Annotated in this window: 12 protein-coding genes; 11 read left to right on the top strand and 1 reads right to left on the bottom strand. The window is 74.5% G+C overall.

Features of this window, described 5'->3' with window-relative positions:
• Positions 1 to 110: 110 nt before the first annotated feature.
• From ACQP00_RS39920 to ACQP00_RS39870, 11 genes are all read left to right on the top strand, one after another.
• Complete coding sequence (locus ACQP00_RS39920) at positions 111 to 1310, top strand: Gfo/Idh/MocA family protein (protein ID WP_433224142.1); 1200 nt, start codon at positions 111 to 113, stop codon at positions 1308 to 1310.
• A complete protein-coding gene (gene uxaC / locus ACQP00_RS39915; RefSeq protein WP_433206652.1) occupies positions 1303 to 2715 on the top strand; it encodes a glucuronate isomerase in 1413 nt (470 codons plus the stop codon). The genes ACQP00_RS39920 and uxaC overlap by 8 nt, the downstream gene beginning before the upstream one ends.
• Entirely contained in the window at positions 2712 to 3995 is a 1284-nt protein-coding gene (locus ACQP00_RS39910) for an enolase C-terminal domain-like protein (RefSeq protein WP_433206649.1), read from the top strand. The genes uxaC and ACQP00_RS39910 overlap by 4 nt, the downstream gene beginning before the upstream one ends.
• Positions 3983 to 5290, top strand: a complete 1308-nt coding sequence (locus tag ACQP00_RS39905; protein WP_433206646.1) for a mannitol dehydrogenase family protein — start codon at positions 3983 to 3985, stop codon at positions 5288 to 5290. The genes ACQP00_RS39910 and ACQP00_RS39905 overlap by 13 nt, the downstream gene beginning before the upstream one ends.
• Complete coding sequence (locus ACQP00_RS39900; protein WP_433206643.1) at positions 5287 to 6288, top strand: Gfo/Idh/MocA family protein; 1002 nt, start codon at positions 5287 to 5289, stop codon at positions 6286 to 6288. The genes ACQP00_RS39905 and ACQP00_RS39900 overlap by 4 nt, the downstream gene beginning before the upstream one ends.
• A complete protein-coding gene (locus tag ACQP00_RS39895) occupies positions 6285 to 6620 on the top strand; it encodes a cupin domain-containing protein (protein WP_433206640.1) in 336 nt (111 codons plus the stop codon). Before ACQP00_RS39900 ends, ACQP00_RS39895 begins: the two co-directional genes overlap by 4 nt.
• A gap of 54 nt (positions 6621 to 6674) precedes the next feature.
• Positions 6675 to 6848, top strand: a complete 174-nt coding sequence (locus tag ACQP00_RS39890) for a hypothetical protein (protein ID WP_433206637.1) — start codon at positions 6675 to 6677, stop codon at positions 6846 to 6848.
• A gap of 40 nt (positions 6849 to 6888) precedes the next feature.
• On the top strand, positions 6889 to 9351 hold the full coding sequence (locus tag ACQP00_RS39885; protein WP_433206634.1) for an RNA repair domain-containing protein: 2463 nt from the start codon (positions 6889 to 6891) through the stop codon (positions 9349 to 9351).
• A gap of 162 nt (positions 9352 to 9513) precedes the next feature.
• Positions 9514 to 10083 (top strand): PadR family transcriptional regulator, encoded by a 570-nt coding sequence (locus ACQP00_RS39880; RefSeq protein WP_433206631.1) that lies wholly within the window; start codon positions 9514 to 9516, stop codon positions 10081 to 10083.
• The gene (locus ACQP00_RS39875; protein ID WP_433206628.1) at positions 10070 to 10789 is read left to right on the top strand and encodes an ABC transporter ATP-binding protein; all 720 of its coding nucleotides are present in this window, start codon (positions 10070 to 10072) and stop codon (positions 10787 to 10789) included. Before ACQP00_RS39880 ends, ACQP00_RS39875 begins: the two co-directional genes overlap by 14 nt.
• On the top strand, positions 10786 to 13446 hold the full coding sequence (locus ACQP00_RS39870; RefSeq protein ID WP_433206625.1) for an ABC transporter permease: 2661 nt from the start codon (positions 10786 to 10788) through the stop codon (positions 13444 to 13446). The genes ACQP00_RS39875 and ACQP00_RS39870 overlap by 4 nt, the downstream gene beginning before the upstream one ends.
• Here ACQP00_RS39870 and ACQP00_RS39865 read toward each other — a convergent pair.
• Positions 13443 to 14546, bottom strand: coding sequence for a cytochrome P450 (locus tag ACQP00_RS39865; RefSeq protein ID WP_433206622.1), 1104 nt, complete (start codon positions 14544 to 14546; stop codon positions 13443 to 13445). The genes ACQP00_RS39870 and ACQP00_RS39865 overlap by 4 nt on opposite strands.
• Positions 14547 to 14783: the final 237 nt, after the last annotated feature.

Raw genomic sequence — 14783 nt, 5'->3', positions numbered from 1 at the left:
CGGAGCGAGCCGTCTTGCGCATAGTTTGCTGCAAACCTTTGCAGTCCTTCGCCGTTGGGGGTTCCTTGAAAACCCGCTATGCGATCGTCGGCACCGGGTCCCGCGCCGCCATGTTCGTCCGGGCGCTCACCGAGGAGCACCGCGACACCTGCGCGCTGGTCGCGCTGGCCGACCCGAACCCGGTCCGCATCGCCGTGCACAACGACCGGCTTCCCGCGCCGGTGCCCGCCTACCCCGCCACCGAGTTCGCCGAGATGCTGGCCCGCGAGCGGGTCGACGTGGTGATCGTGTGCACCGTGGACCGCTACCACGACGAGTACATCGTCGCCGCGCTCGAGGCCGGCTGCGACGTGCTCACCGAGAAGCCGATGACCATCGACGCGCAGCGCAGCGCGCGCATCCTCGACGCCGTGCGCCGCACCGGCCGCCGGGTCCGGGTGACCTTCAACTATCGCTACAACCCGCTGCACGAGGCGGTCAAGCGGGTCATCGCGGCCGGCGACATCGGTGCGGTCGGGTCGGTGCACTTCGAGTGGCTGCTCGACGTGCGCCACGGCGCCGACTACTTCCGCCGCTGGCACCGCGACAAGGCCGACTCCGGCGGGCTGCTCGTGCACAAGGCCGGGCACCACTTCGACCTGGTCAACTGGTGGCTGGACGACGATCCGGCATCCGTGTTCGCCGACGGCCGGCTGTTCTTCTACGGTACGGACGGTGCCGGTCACGGTGCCGGCAAGTTCGCCATCGACATGGCCGATCCCGAGCTCACCGCGCTCTACGGCGACGCCGCCGTGCGGGCCGACGGCTACCGGCGGGACCAGGACGTCTTCGCGCCCGGCGTGACCATCGAGGACGATCTCGCGGTGCTCGTGCGCTACGCTCGCGGTGCGACCCTGACGTATCACCTGACGGCCTACGCGCCCTGGGAGGGGTACCGCATCGCCTTCAACGGCAGCCGGGGACGGCTCGAACTCGACGTGACCGAGACCGACCACGTCTCGGTGGCGGCGGCCGACTCGCTCAAGGGGCACCGCGAGCCCGGCACCGCGAGCCTGCGCCTGCGCCCGTTCTTCGGACCCCCGGTGGAACTTCCCGTCGAGGGCTACCGCCGGGCGGGGCACGGCGGCGCCGACGTGCGGATGCTCGCCCAGCTGCTCGACCCGAACGCCCCCGCCGACCCCCTGGGCCGCGGCGCCGACGCCCTCGACGGGGCCCGCGCGCTGCTCATCGGGCTCGCCGCCAACGCGTCCATCGCCAGCGGTCGGCCCGTCCGCACCGCCGAACTCGAGGCTGGAATCACCCATGCATGACGACCAGTTGCTGCCGGCCGAGCCCGGGACCCGCGCCATCGCCCGCGAGCTCTACCGGCACGCCAAGGACCTGCCGCTGATCAGCCCGCACGGCCACGTCGACCCGGCCATCCTGGCCGACGACAAGCCGTTCCCGGACCCGGCCCGGCTCATCGTGGTGCCGGACCACTACGTCACGCGGATGCTGGCCAGCCAGGGCATTCCCCCCGCCTCCCTGGGCGTGCCGTCCTTGGACGGCACCGAGGTCGAGACCGACGGGCGCACGATCTGGCGGCGGCTGGCCGCGAACTGGCACCTGTTCCGCGGCACCCCGTCGCGGCTGTGGACCGAGGGCGTGCTGTCCTCGGTGTTCGGAGTCGACGGGCCGCTGAACGCCGGCACCGCCGACGACGTGTACGACGCGATCGCCGCCCGGTTGGCCGACCCCGAGTTCCGGCCCCGGGCGCTGTTCGAGCGGTTCAATCTCGAGTCGCTGGCCACCACCGAGTCGCCGCTGTCCGACCTGGGCGCGCACGCCAAGCTCGCGGCCGACGGCTGGGGCGGCCCGGGCGGGCGGGTCATCACCACGTTCCGCCCCGACGACCTGGTCGACCTGGACTGGCCCGGCTGGGGCGAGCGGGTCGCCCAGCTCGGCGCGGCCACCTACGCCGAGTTCCTCGACCGGCTGCGCGAGCGCCGGCAGGCGTTCATCGCGGCCGGCGCCACCTCCAGCGACCACGGCCACCCCAGCGCGGCCACCCTGGCGCTGTCCGCCGGGGAGGCCGCCGCCCTGTTCGACCGGGCGCTGCGCGGCCGGCCCGACGACGGCGACGCCGAGCGGTTCCGGGCCCACATGCTGGTCGAGTTCGCCCGCATGTCGGTCGAGGACGGCCTGGTGATGCAGCTGCACCCGGGCGCGGTCCGCAACCACAACGCGGCCCTGTTCGCCCGGCACGGCCGCGACGTCGGCGGCGACATCCCCGGCCCCACCGAATACGTGAACGCGCTGCGGCCCCTGCTCGACGCGTTCGGTACGGATCCCCGGTTCCGCATCGTGCTGTACACCCTGGACGAAACCGTCTTCACGCGGGAGCTGGCGCCGCTCGCGGGCGGATATCCCGCCGTGTTCCTCGGCGCGCCCTGGTGGTTCCTGGACAGCCCCGAGGGCCTGCGCCGGTTCCGGGAGGCCGTCACCGAGACCGCGGGCTTCTACAACACCTCCGGCTTCGTCGACGACACCCGCGCGTTCTGCTCGATCCCGGTCCGCCACGACGTGGCCCGCCGCATCGACGCGGGCTTCCTGGCCCGGCTCGTCGCCGAGCACCGCCTGCCGCTCGACGAGGCCGCCGAGACCATCGCCGACCTCGCCTATCACCTGCCGAAGCGCGTCTTCCAGCGCACCGTCCACACTGGAGAGTCCGCGTGACCGTCATCACCGGTCTGACCGTCCACGACGTGCGGTTCCCGACCGCCGCGGCCGGGGACGGCTCCGACGCCATCAACCGCGGCGACTACTCCGCCACCTACGTCGTGCTCGAAACGGGTGCCGCGCAGGGCTTCGGGCTCACCTTCACCAACGGGCGGGGCAACGAGATCACCTGCGCCGCCGTCGAGGCCCTCAAGCACCACGTGGTCGGGCACGAGGTCGAGGAGCTGTGCACCGCGGCCGGCGCCCGCACCCTCACCGCCGACGTGCAGGTGCGCTGGCTCGGCCCGGAGAAGGGCGTCGTGGCCATGGCCGCCGGGGCGATCCTCAACGCCGTGTGGGACCTGCGGGCGCGCCTCGCCGGCCAGCCGATGTGGCGCCTCCTGGCCGAGCTGCCCACCGCCGACCTCGTCGCCGCGGTCGACTTCAACCACATCACCGACGCCCTCACCCCGCACGAGGCTTCGGCGATCCTCGATCAGGGCCGGGAGGGCTACCGCGAGCGCCTCGAACAGGCCGAAGAGCTCGGATTCCCGTCGTACACCACGTCGGTGGGCTGGCTCGGCTACGACGACGAGAAGGTCCGCGCCCTCACCCGCCAGGCGGTCAAGGACGGCTGGACCGCGGTCAAGATGAAGGTCGGCGGCCCGATCGACGACGACGTGCGCCGGGCCGGCATCATCCGGTCCGAGCTCGGCCCCGGCGCGCTGCTCATGATGGACGCCAACCAGGTCTGGGACGTCGACGAGGCGATCGCCAACATGGAGCGGCTCGTCGCCTTCGACCCGTACTGGATCGAGGAACCCACCCACGCCGACGACGTCCTCGGCCACGCCGCCGTCCAGCGGGCCCTCGGCGAGCGGTGCAAGGTCGCCACCGGGGAGGTCGCGGCCAACCGGGTCATCTTCAAGCAGCTGCTGCAGGCCGGCGCGATCGGCATCATGCAGGTCGACGCGTGCCGGGTGGCCGGCGTCGGCGAGGTGCTGGCCGAGCTGCTGCTGGCGGCCAAGTTCGGGGTCACCGTGTGCCCGCACGCGGGCGGGGTCGGGCTGTGCGAGTACGTGCAGCACCTGTCCTTCTTCGACTACCTGCGGGTCGGGCGCTCGATGGAGGGGCGGATGGTGGAGTACGTGGACCACCTGCACGAGCACTTCACCGACCCGGTGCGCGTCGAGGGCGGCCGCTACCGGCTGCCCGACCGGCCCGGCTACAGCGTCGAGCTGCGGCCCGAGTCCGTCGCGCGGTTCAGCTTCCCGGGAGGTCCGGTATGGAGCGCCTGAGCCGGGCCACCGCCGGTGACGTGGCCAAGGCGCCGGGCACCGGGATCGTGCACCTCGGCCTCGGCGCGTTCCACCGGGCCCACCAGGCGGTGTTCACCGCGGACGCGATCGCCGCGGGCGGCGGGGACTGGGGCATCGCCGCGGTCGCGCCCCGCTCCCGGTCCGTCCTCGACCCGTTGCTGGAGCAGGACCTGCTGTACAGCGTGCTGACCCTCGACGGCGAGCGGGTCACGCCCCGGGTGCTCGGCGTGCACAGCCAGGCCCTGCACGCGGCGAGCGAGCCCGAGGCGGTCACCCGCCTGCTGGCCGATCCGGCCGTGCGGATCGTGACGCTGACCGTGACGGAGAAGGCGTACCGGCCCGACAGCGCGATCATGCGCCTGCTGCTCGACGGGCTGCGCGCGCGGGCCGCCACCCAGGCCCCGATCGCGCTGGTGAGCTGCGACAACCTGCCGTCCAACGGGCGCCGGCTGGGCGCGCTGATCCGGGCCGAGCTCGCGGACGCGGACTTCATCGGCTTCCCCAGCACGATGGTGGACCGCATCGTGCCGGCCAGCACCGAGGCCACCTACGCCACCGCGCGGGAGGTGCTCGGCCTGGACGACCGGGCCACCGTGGGCGCGGAGCCGTTCCACGCCTGGGTGCTCGAGGACGACTTCCCGGGCGGGCGGCCCGCGTGGGACCTGGCCGGCGCGGTCATCACCGACGACGTGGGCCCGTGGGAGGGGCTGAAGCTGCGGGTGGTCCTCGGGGTGCACTCGGCGCTGGCCTACCTCGGCGCGCTCGCGGGCGCGTCCACGGTCGACCGGGCCCTCGCCCTGCCGGGGATGCGCGAGGTCGTGGAGCGGTTCATCGCCACGGACATCGCGCCGACGCTGTCCCCGCCGGACGGCGTCACGGTCGAGGAGTTCGGCCGCGGCGCCCTCGCGCGCTTCGCCAACTCCGCCCTGCACCACCGCACGCTGCAGATCGCCATGGACGGCTCGCAGAAACTTCCACAGCGGCTGCTGGGCACCATCGCGGACCGGCGGGCGGCGGGGAGTGTCCCGCGGTACGCCACCCTCGTCCTCGCCGCCTGGATGCGCTTCGTGCGCGGCGTCGCCGACGACGGCACCCCGCTGCCGCTGGACGACCCGATGGCCGAGCGCCTGCGCGCGACCGGCGACCTGCTCTCGCTCGACGCGGTGTTCCCGCCCGGCTTCGCCGACGACGCCGAGCTGCGCGCGCAGCTCGACGCGTGGGGCCGCGACCTGGACCGGCACGGCGTCCTCGGCGTCCTGGAAGGACTGCGGTGACGACGACGGTCGCGCTGATCGGGGCGGCCGGGCACGGGGCGTGGCACCTGCGGGCCATCGACGCGCTCGGCGAACGGGTCCGGCTCGTCGCCACCTGCGACGTGCAGCCCGGCTACGACTACACCGACCACCGCCGGATGCTCGCCGAGCGCAAGCCCGAGGTCGTCGTGGTGTGCACCCCGCCGCACACCCACCTGCCGATCGCCCTCGACGCCCTCGATGCCGGGGCCGACCTGCTGCTGGAGAAGCCGCCGGTGCTGTCCCTGGCCGACCACCGCACGCTCGCGGAGGCGTCCCGCGGCCGGGCGGTGCAGGTCGGGTTCCAGGCCCTGGGCTCGCCGACGCTGCCGATGCTGCCCGACCGGGTCGGCGCGGTCACGTCGGCCGCGGTCGCCGGGGCGTGGTGGCGGCCCGACGCCTACTGGACCCGCTCGCCGTGGGCCGGGCGCCGCGGCCGCGACGGCGCGCTCGTCAACGCCTTCGCCCACGCCCTCATGCAGGCCCTCGCCATCACCGGCATCAGTCCACCGTGGACACTGAGCCTCGACCGGTACCGCACCCGCCCCGCCGTCGAGGTCGAGGACACGGCCACTGTGCGCCTGCGCGTCCCCGACGGCCGCGAACTGTTCGTCGCGGTCACCCTGTGCTCCGGCGAGTTCGTGCCCGGCGACATCACGGTGACCGGCACCGCGGGCACGGCCGAGGTCGGCTACACCGAGGACCGCCTCGACGGGGAGGTCCTGCCCGGCCGGATCGGGCTGCTGGAGAACCTGCTCGACCACCGCGAACACGACGCCCCGCTGCTCGTGCCGCTGGAGCGCACCGAGCCGTTCACGGTCCTGGCCGAGGCGATCCTGACCGCGGGGGAGCCGGCCCTGCTCGACCCCGCCCGCCTCAAGCCCCGCGAGGACGGCGCCGAGATCCCGGGCGCCGCCGCGCTCGTCCGCCGCGCCGCCGCCGAGCGCGCCCACTTCCGCGAGATCGGAGCCTTCCAATGAGGAAACTTTCGCTGGCCGACCTGCCCGACGGCGGCACCCCGGCCACCCTCGCCGCCCTCGGCGCGGGCTGGGGACCGGTGCAGCGCGGCGGGATCAGCCGCTACGACGCGCCCGGGCACCGGACCCACCCGGAGTCCGACGTGCACGTGCACGACGTACCCGAGATCTTCACCATCGTGCAGGGCGCCGGCGTGCTGGAGCTCAACGGCGCGGCCGACACCCGGTTCACCGCCGGCGACATCCTCATCATCGAACCCGGCGAGAACCACCACCTCGTCAGCGACGGCGCGGTGCCGCTCGTCTTCACCTGGATGCACCTCTCGCCGGCGTAACGATTGGTAACCGCGGCGTTCTCGACGAGGGCGCCGCGGCTACCATCGACCGCCATGGACCCGACCTCGACGCTCGACCCGGACGACCCCGCATACCGGGCGGGGGAGCTGCTGGGGCGCCTGGCGATCCCGTGCTGCTGCTTCATGGTCATCGTCGTGCTGGTCGCGATCTTGGTGGTGCTGTTGCGCCGCCGCAAGGACCGCAGGCAGCAGCAGTACTACCGTTAATCGATCGCGGGCCGCCCGCGCCGCGACCTACGCTCGGTGCATGAGGCCCGTGCAGGACGTCGTGTCCCGGATCCGGTACGACGCCTCGCTCGACGCCACCCGCTTCCGCGTCGGCTACGAGGACCGCGGCGCCGGCATCCGCGAGACGCCGCTGCTCGCCTTCGTCGGCGGGGGCGACGTGCCGTGGCATCGCGTACGGTACGTGAAGGCCGGCACCACCACTGTCTGGGACCGCACCGCGCGCGTGGACCTGGTCTTCGGCCCTGGCGCCGCCGATCTCGCCGCGCTGAGCGCCGCCCCGTCCGCCGCGCCCGCGAAGGCCCCGAAGCGCGCCGTCTCCGCGTTCGAAGCGGCCGGGTGCCTGCGCTTCGACGGCGGGTGGGTTCCGGCCGGCCCGGCGGCGCCGGTGCACGCCGACACGCTCCAGGTGGCCACGTTCAACGTGCTCTCCGACGCCTACGACCGCGAGCTGACCTACCCCGAACTGCGGGTGCCGGCCTGCGTCGAGCTCCTCGAAGGCCTCGGCGCCGACGTCGTCGCGCTGCACGAGGTCACCCACGAGCTGTGGGCGGCCCTGCTCGCGGCGCCGTGGGTGCGCGCCGGCTACTGCGTCTCGGCCGGCCCGGACGCCGCGATCGGGTACGGCACCACGCTGCTGTCCCGGTGGCCGCTGGCGCTGGAGGTGCAGCGGCTTTCGGCGTACAAACGGCTGGTTCTCGGCACTTTGGAACTCAACGGCCGCCGGACCGGCTTCGTCGCGGCCCATCTCACCAGCGACCACACCGAGGGCGCCGAGCAGCGCCGCGAGCACCAGCTGCGGGTCATCGCCGAACGCCTGGACCGCGGCGACCTCGAGGCCGCCGTCGTCCTCACCGACCTCAACGCCGGCGACGAGGCCGCCCCGGCGGTGCCCGGCTACGTCGACGCCTGGCGCGCCGTCCACCCGCACGACGCCGGCTTCACCTTCGACCCGGCCGTCAACCCGCTCGCCGCGATCGCCTCCCGCACCGGCCGCGCCGCCCGCCTCGACCGCATCCTCGTGCGCGGCTCCCTCACCCCCGTCGTCGCGGAACGCTTCGCCGACCGGCCCTTCGCCGACGGTTCGCGGTTCGTCTCCGACCACTTCGGCGTCACCGCGCTCCTGCAACCGGCCCAGCCCACCGTCACCGCGGCGGCGGTCCCGACATCGGCACTCGTCATCCGCCCGCCGGAGCACGTGTGGGGCCCGATCCAGGCGGTGCGGGCGGCGCACGATCCGGCGTACCGGCGCTGGATGCCGCACATCAACCTGCTCCACGGCTTCGTCCCGGAGGCCGACTTCACCGCCGCCGCCGAGGTGGTCGCGGCGGTCGTGGCCGGCACGGGCCCGATCCACATCCGCCTGGCCGAGGTGCGCCGGTTCGAGCACCGCAGTTCCACCACGGTGTGGCTGGAGCCGCAGACCTCGCCACCGGACGCACTTCGGGTGTTGCAGCGCGCCCTGGCCGCACGATTCCCCGGGTGTACCGCGGGTACGTACACACCACACCTGACGATCGCGAAGCTCACCGGCTCCGATGCGGTCCGATTCGACTGGACCCCGCTCTCGTTCACGGCGACCGCACTCGACCTCATCAGCCGCCGCGGCGACGAGCCGTTCGCGGTGCGCCGTTCGGTGCCGCTGGCGACGGGCCACGACATCGCCCGCCGCCTGGTCGACGAGGCGGGCGCGGCGGTCCGGCCCGGTTCACGGATGCACGTGGTCGGGTCGGTCCGCTTGGGCGTCGCCACCGCTTCGACGGACCTGGATCTGGTCTGGGCAACGCCGGCCCCGGACCCCGGTGACCCGCTGGCGGCGCTGGCCGAGGTCCTGCCGGGTGCCCGCCTGGCGGGCACCGTCGTACCGGTGCTGCGGGCCGTGGTCGCCGGCGTGCACGTCGACGTCCAGCACGTGACGACCGGCGACGTCGACCGCCTCACCCCGGTGTTCGACGAGGCCGGGCGGCGGGCCGCGCTGGCCGTCCACGACGCGGACGCCCTCCTGGAGGGCCTGGACCCGGCCGCGTTCCGCTCCCTGCTGACCCAGGTCCGCCGCTGGTCCCGCGAACACGAACTGGACGGCGCCGCCTGGGGCCTGGTGGGCGGCTTCACCTGGGCGGTTTTGGTCGCCGAGGCCATGCGCCACAACGTTTCGGACCTCGACGGGTTCCTGCACCACTGCGCTTCCCACCCGCGGCGGCCGCGCTCGGGCGACCGGCACGCCTACTGGCCGGTGTACTCCCCGAGCCCGCCGGGCGTGAACACCACCCGGACGATGACCCGTTCGACGGCCGACGTGGTGAGGGCCGCCTTGTCGGGGGCGCTGCCCGAACCGTGGAGCCACGACGAGCTGATCACCCTGCCGGACGACGAGGACCTCGACGGGCGCGTGCTGGGGATGATCCTGGCGCTGGAGGACGAGGGGAAGACGGTCCGCCCGTACCCCCGCCGCCGCCGGCTCGGCATCGATCTGCGTCCATGCTGAGCGGCAGGTCGAACCCTGGGGCGCCGCCGTCACCGCGCCCTGGAGGCTGAGGCCGGCGAGCGGCCCCGCGTCAGCTGGTCACGCTCACCGCGTTGCCGCCCGCGCCCGAGCGTGGAGGGTTTGGGTTGACCGATGCATACGCGGTATGCATACTCCGTATGTATGTCGATCAGGCACGGGTTGCTCGCGCTGTTGGAGCGGGGGGCCATGCATGGGTATCAGCTGCGCGGTGAGTTCGAGGAGTCGACGGGGGGGACCTGGCCGCTCAACATCGGGCAGGTCTACACGACCTTGGCGCGGCTGGAGCGGGATGGGCTCGTGCGGGCGCTGGAGGAGCACGAGGGCCAGCGGCCGTACGAGCTGACCGAGCGCGGGCGGGCCGAGCTCAAGGTCTGGTTCGCGACGCCCGTCGCCGGGAAGGATCGGCCGCGGGACGAGCTGGCGGTCAAGCTGGCGCTGGCGATCACCACGCCGGGAGTTGACGTGCCGGGCGTGGTGCAGGCGCAGCGGACGGCGACCATGCGGGCGATGCAGGAGTACACGCGGATGAAGCGCGGGGCCGAGCGGCCCGAGGATCTGCCCTGGCGGCTCGTGCTGGAGGCGCTCGTCTTCCAGGCCGAGGCCGAGCTGCGGTGGCTCGATCACTGCGAGTCGCGCCTCGTCGCGCGGGTGCCGAGGGCGATCGTCGAGGCACCGGCGGTACACCTGGAGGCGCTTGATGAGCGTGCTTGAGCTCTTCGACGTGTGCCGGACGCACGGACAGGGGGAGACGGCGGTCCATGCGCTGCGCGGGGTGTCCCTGGCTGTCGGCGCCGGTGAGCTGGTGGCCGTGATGGGGCCGTCGGGGTCGGGGAAGTCGACGCTGCTGAATCTCGCGGGCGGGCTCGACCGGCCGGACGCGGGTGGGGTGGCGGTCGAGGGGCGGCGGCTGGAGGGGATGCGGCGGCGGGAGTTGGCGGCGCTGCGGCGGCGGTCCATCGGGTACGTCTTCCAGGACCTCAACCTCCTGCCCGCCCTCACCGCGGCGGAGAACGTGGCCCTTCCGCTGGAGCTGGACGGGACCTCGCCGCGCCGGGCCCGGCGGACCGCCCTGGCCGCGCTGGCCGACGTCGAGCTGGCCGGATGTGCCGCGCGGTTCCCGGACGAGCTGTCCGGCGGGCAGCAGCAGCGGGTCGCGATCGCCCGGGCGCTCGTCGGGCAGCGGCGGCTCATCCTGGCCGACGAGCCGACCGGGGCCCTCGACTCGGTGACCGGCGAGGCGGTGCTGCGGCTCATGCGGTCCAAGGTGGACGGTGGCGCGGCCGGGGTGCTCGTCACCCACGAGTCCCGGCACGCCGCCTGGGCCGACCGGGTCGTGTTCCTGCGCGACGGGCGGATCGTCGACGCGTCCGGGCCGCTGGCCCAGCCCGAGGAGCCGCTGCCCGGGGTGGTGTCGTGATCGCGGTGCGGATCGCGCGGCGGGAGGCGGCGCGGGCCAAGGGGCGGGCCGCGCTCATCGTCGGGCTCATCATGCTGCCGGTCCTCGCGCTGTCGTTCGTCGCCGTGGTGCTGGACCAGTTCACGCTCACCCCGGCCGAGCAGGCCGACCGCGACCTCGGCCGGTTCGACGCGACCCTGCGCTGGGTCGTCGACGGGCCGGTGCGGCAGGACCGCTCCGGGGTGAGGTGGGAGCCGGTGCACGCCGACGCCCGGTTCCAGTTCGACGCGCCGGCCGCCGACGTCGAGCGGGCGCTGCTCGCGGCACTCCCGCCGGGCAGCACCCTGGTGCACACCGAGGAGGAGCGCGGGGTCGCGGTGAGCACGCCGGCCGGGCGCGGCGGCCTGCCCGCGTACCTGCTGGACCTGGCCGACCCGCGGTTCGCCGGGCACATCGACCTGGTGCGCGGCCGCGCGCCCGGCAAGGACTCCGAGGCCGCCCTGGACGCCGCGGCCATGCGCCGGCTCGGCACCGGGCTCGGCGGCACGTTCACCCTCCCCGACGACAAGCGCACGTTCACCGTCGTCGGGGAGTTCGAGCGGCCGGACAACCTGAGCGGGGCGATGGTGCTGCGCCCCGGCACCCTGCCGGCGTCCCCGGGCACCTGGTACGTCGACACCCCCGAACCACTCGGCTGGGACCAGGTCCGGCGGCTCAACGAGCGGGGCATCACCGCCGGGTCGCGGGCCGTGCTGCTCGGCGGCGACGGCAGCGGCGACGGCGAGGAGGGGATGCTCGCCCCCTTGCGGCCGGCCTCGACCCGGTTGAACCTCGCCGTGCTCGCCGTCGGGATGGCCGTCCTGGAAGTGGTACTCCTCGCCGGCCCCGCCTTCGCCGTCGGTGCCCGCCGCCGGCGCCGCGAGCTCGGCCTCGTCGCCGCGAGTGGCGGTACACCCGGGCACCTGCGCCGGATCGTGCTCGCCGACGGGCTCGTGCTCGGGCTGGCGGCCGCGGTCGCCGGGACGGTGCTCGGCATCGCCGCCGCCCTGGCCGCGCGGCCGCTGGTCGCCCAGTACGTGCTGCACGCCCGCCCCGGCGGCCTGCGCGTCCCGCCGGCCGAGCTGCTCGGGGTGGCGCTGCTGGCCGTGGTCACCGGGGTGTTCGCCGCGCTCGCCCCCGCCGTCACGGCCGGGCGGACCGACGTGCTCGCCGCGCTCACCGGCCGCCGCCCCCGGGCCCGCGCCGGCCGCCGGCTCGCCGCCGCCGGGCTGGCCGGCGTGGCGCTCGGGGCCGCGGTGGTCGCCTGGGGCATCACCGGCTCCGCCGCCACGACCGTGCTCGCCGGGCTGGTCGTGGCCGAGCTCGGGCTGGTGCTGTCCACGCCGGCGGTGCTCGGTGGCCTGGCCCGGCTCGGCGGCGGGCTGCCGCTCGCGGCCCGGATCGCGGTCCGCGACGCCGCGCGCAACCGGGCCGCCGCCTCGCCCGCCGTGTCCGCGGTGATGGCCGCCGTGATCGGCAGTACGGCCATCGCGACCTACCAGGCGAGCGTCGAGGCGCGGATGGACGCGATGTACGGCACGGCGCTGCCGATCGGGTACGCCACCGTCGTGCAGTCCCCGCCGGGCAAGGACGGCCGGCCGGAGCCGCTGCCGACCGACCGGCTGCGCGAGGCCCTCGCCCCGCTGCCGGTCGCCTCGGTGACCGAGGTGCGCGCGGTGACCTGCCTCGGGAAGGGCGCCTGCGACCTGCAGCCGGTGCGGCCGGAGGAGAACGGCTGCCCGTACCGGATGGGGGAGCTGACCCCGGCCCAGCAGCGCGCCGCCGCCGCCGACCAGCGCTGCGCCGACACCGCCTACGTCTTCGCCGGCACCACCGGCCCCGTGCACATCGTCGACGACGGCGCCGCCCTCGGCCCGATCGGCGGCCTCAGCGGCGCCGACCTGGAGCGGGCGCGGGCGGTCCTCGCGGCCGGCGGTGTCGTGGTCGGCGACCCGCTGAAGGTGTACCGCGGCCAGGCCACCCTCGTCACCCCGCAGTCGACCGGCGAGGTGCTGCGGGTCCCCGGCTACTACGCCCCGACCGCCTACTCGCGCGAGTTCTACGCCATCTCCCCGCAGGCGGTCGCGAAGGCCGGCCTCGGCAGCGGGGTCATCGGCGTCGTGGCCGCCACCACCCGCCGGCCGACGACCGCCGAGTCCGACGCGTTCGAGCAGCGCCTGGCCCAGCTCGGCCACGGCTACGGCGGCGAGATCGTCAAGCCCCGCACCCGCACCCCGGTCCTGGTGGTGCTGCTGTTCGCCCTGGCCGCGGCGGTGGTCGCCCTGGGCGCGGCCGGCATCGCGACCGGCCTGTCCGCCGTGGACAGCCGGGCCGACCACGCGACCCTGGGCGCGGTCGGCGCCTCGCCGGGGCTGCGCCGCCGCCTGGCCCTGGGCCGCGCCGGTCTGATCGCCGGCCTGGGCGCGGTCCTGGGCGTGGCGGGCGGCCTCGGCGCGGGCGCGGCGGTGCTGGCCGCGCTGAACCGCGCGAGCGTCACCACCTGGCCGTCCGAACCGGCGGCGCCGTTCACCCTGCCCTGGTCGAGCCTGGCCATCGTGCTCGTGGCGGTCCCCCTGACCGCGATGGCGGCCGGCTGGCTGCTGACCCGCTCCAGGCTGCCCGTGGAGCGCCGCCTCTAGGCGAGCTCGACCTCGAGGCCGCGCAGTTCGTAGGCGGCGATGTCCTCCTTGAAGGCGACCCGGGGCTCGGCGGCCATCCGCAGGCCGTCCAGGGCGAACAGCTTGTGCAGGAAGATGTCCGTCTCGCGCAGGGCGACGTGCTGGCCGGGGCAGCGGTGGGCGCCGTCGCCGAAGCTCAGGCCGGGACCGTCGGCCTCCGGGTCGAGGTTGGTGTTGGTGACGCTGACGTCGACCCGGGCGCCGGCCGGGATCGTCACCCCGGGCAGCGGGACGGGCGCGGTGGTGCGGCGCTTGATCAGGTACACGACGGGCTCCAGCCGCAGCAGCTCCTCCAGCAGGGCCACGCGGGCGGGCTCGTCGCCGGACGTGTAGCGCTTGCGCAGGTCGTCGTCGGTGAACAGGTGCCAGGCCACGACGTTGATGAACTCGCGGGTGGTGACCATGCCGGCCGGGGCGAAGACCAGGCACTCGCCCAGGATGTCGCCGTCGGTGCAGCCCTCGTCGATGAGGTGGGAGATGACGTCGTCGGCGCGGGTCCGGCGGCGGGCGCGGACCGCCGGGCGGACGTCGTGGAAGTAGAAGCTCAGGCTCCAGTAGTTGTTGCGCAGCAGCCAGTAGAACGCGCGCGGGCTGTGCAGGCCCGGCTCGCCGTAGTGCTCGGGAAAGAACCGCTCCAGGCGGCGCGCCAGGCCGGGGCCGCCGTCGAGGCCCATGACCGCGGCCGCCACGGCGACGGCGAGGCGGAAGCTCAGGTCGGACAGGTCGGCCCGGCCCGCGCGGCGCAGGCGGTCGAGCTGCTCGTCGGCGATGCGCTCCATCAGGTCGCGGTAGGCGGCATCGACGCGGCGGGGGGTGAAGTACCGCGCGGTCTGCCGGCGGTGCTCGCGGTGTTCCTCGCCGTCGCGGTACAGCACGGGGCGGCGGATCCGCTTGGGCATCTTCTCGACGCCCTCGATGTTCATGCCCGCCTGCACCGTGTCGGTGCTGCGCAACAACGCCCGGCCGGCGGCGTAGCCGTGCACCCGCCAGATGCCGTCGGCGTCGTGGGCGACCGGGCACCCGTCGACACGGTCATGGCGCTCGATCTTCCGGTCCGTCATGAGACGCCTCCCCGACACGCTACGGACCGGGCCTCATGAACGGCAGGGCTCTCACCACTATTGGGTGACTCGCAGTATCACCCCCGGCGCGGAGGAGTTAATCCGAACGTGCACGGTCGCCCGGGCTAATCTGCGAGTCGGCGCTGGTCAAGAGCGCGCTCTCCCGCAACTGTCGTGACCGCGTCGCCACTTTGCGTTGACGCGATATGGGGATGATTGGTCTGATACCCCGTCCGA

The organism is Dactylosporangium sp. CS-047395 (assembly GCF_050942185.1).
Lineage (GTDB): Bacteria > Actinomycetota > Actinomycetes > Mycobacteriales > Micromonosporaceae > Dactylosporangium.
Note: the sequence above shows the minus strand (reverse complement) of the source record. Positions and strands in the feature narration are given on the sequence as shown.

What these genes read in the sequence shown, in the direction of transcription:
- ACQP00_RS39895 (WP_433206640.1), top strand. Translation starts at nt 6,285, where the DNA reads ATGAGGAAACTTTCGCTGGCCGACCTGCCCGACGGCGGCACCCCGGCC.
- ACQP00_RS39875 (WP_433206628.1), top strand. Translation starts at nt 10,070, where the DNA reads ATGAGCGTGCTTGAGCTCTTCGACGTGTGCCGGACGCACGGACAGGGG.
- ACQP00_RS39890 (WP_433206637.1), top strand. Translation starts at nt 6,675, where the DNA reads ATGGACCCGACCTCGACGCTCGACCCGGACGACCCCGCATACCGGGCG.
- ACQP00_RS39865 (WP_433206622.1), bottom strand. Translation starts at nt 14,546, where the DNA reads ATGACGGACCGGAAGATCGAGCGCCATGACCGTGTCGACGGGTGCCCG.
- ACQP00_RS39920 (WP_433224142.1), top strand. Translation starts at nt 111, where the DNA reads ATGTTCGTCCGGGCGCTCACCGAGGAGCACCGCGACACCTGCGCGCTG.
- ACQP00_RS39880 (WP_433206631.1), top strand. Translation starts at nt 9,514, where the DNA reads ATGTCGATCAGGCACGGGTTGCTCGCGCTGTTGGAGCGGGGGGCCATG.
- uxaC (WP_433206652.1), top strand. Translation starts at nt 1,303, where the DNA reads ATGCATGACGACCAGTTGCTGCCGGCCGAGCCCGGGACCCGCGCCATC.
- ACQP00_RS39905 (WP_433206646.1), top strand. Translation starts at nt 3,983, where the DNA reads ATGGAGCGCCTGAGCCGGGCCACCGCCGGTGACGTGGCCAAGGCGCCG.
- ACQP00_RS39885 (WP_433206634.1), top strand. Translation starts at nt 6,889, where the DNA reads ATGAGGCCCGTGCAGGACGTCGTGTCCCGGATCCGGTACGACGCCTCG.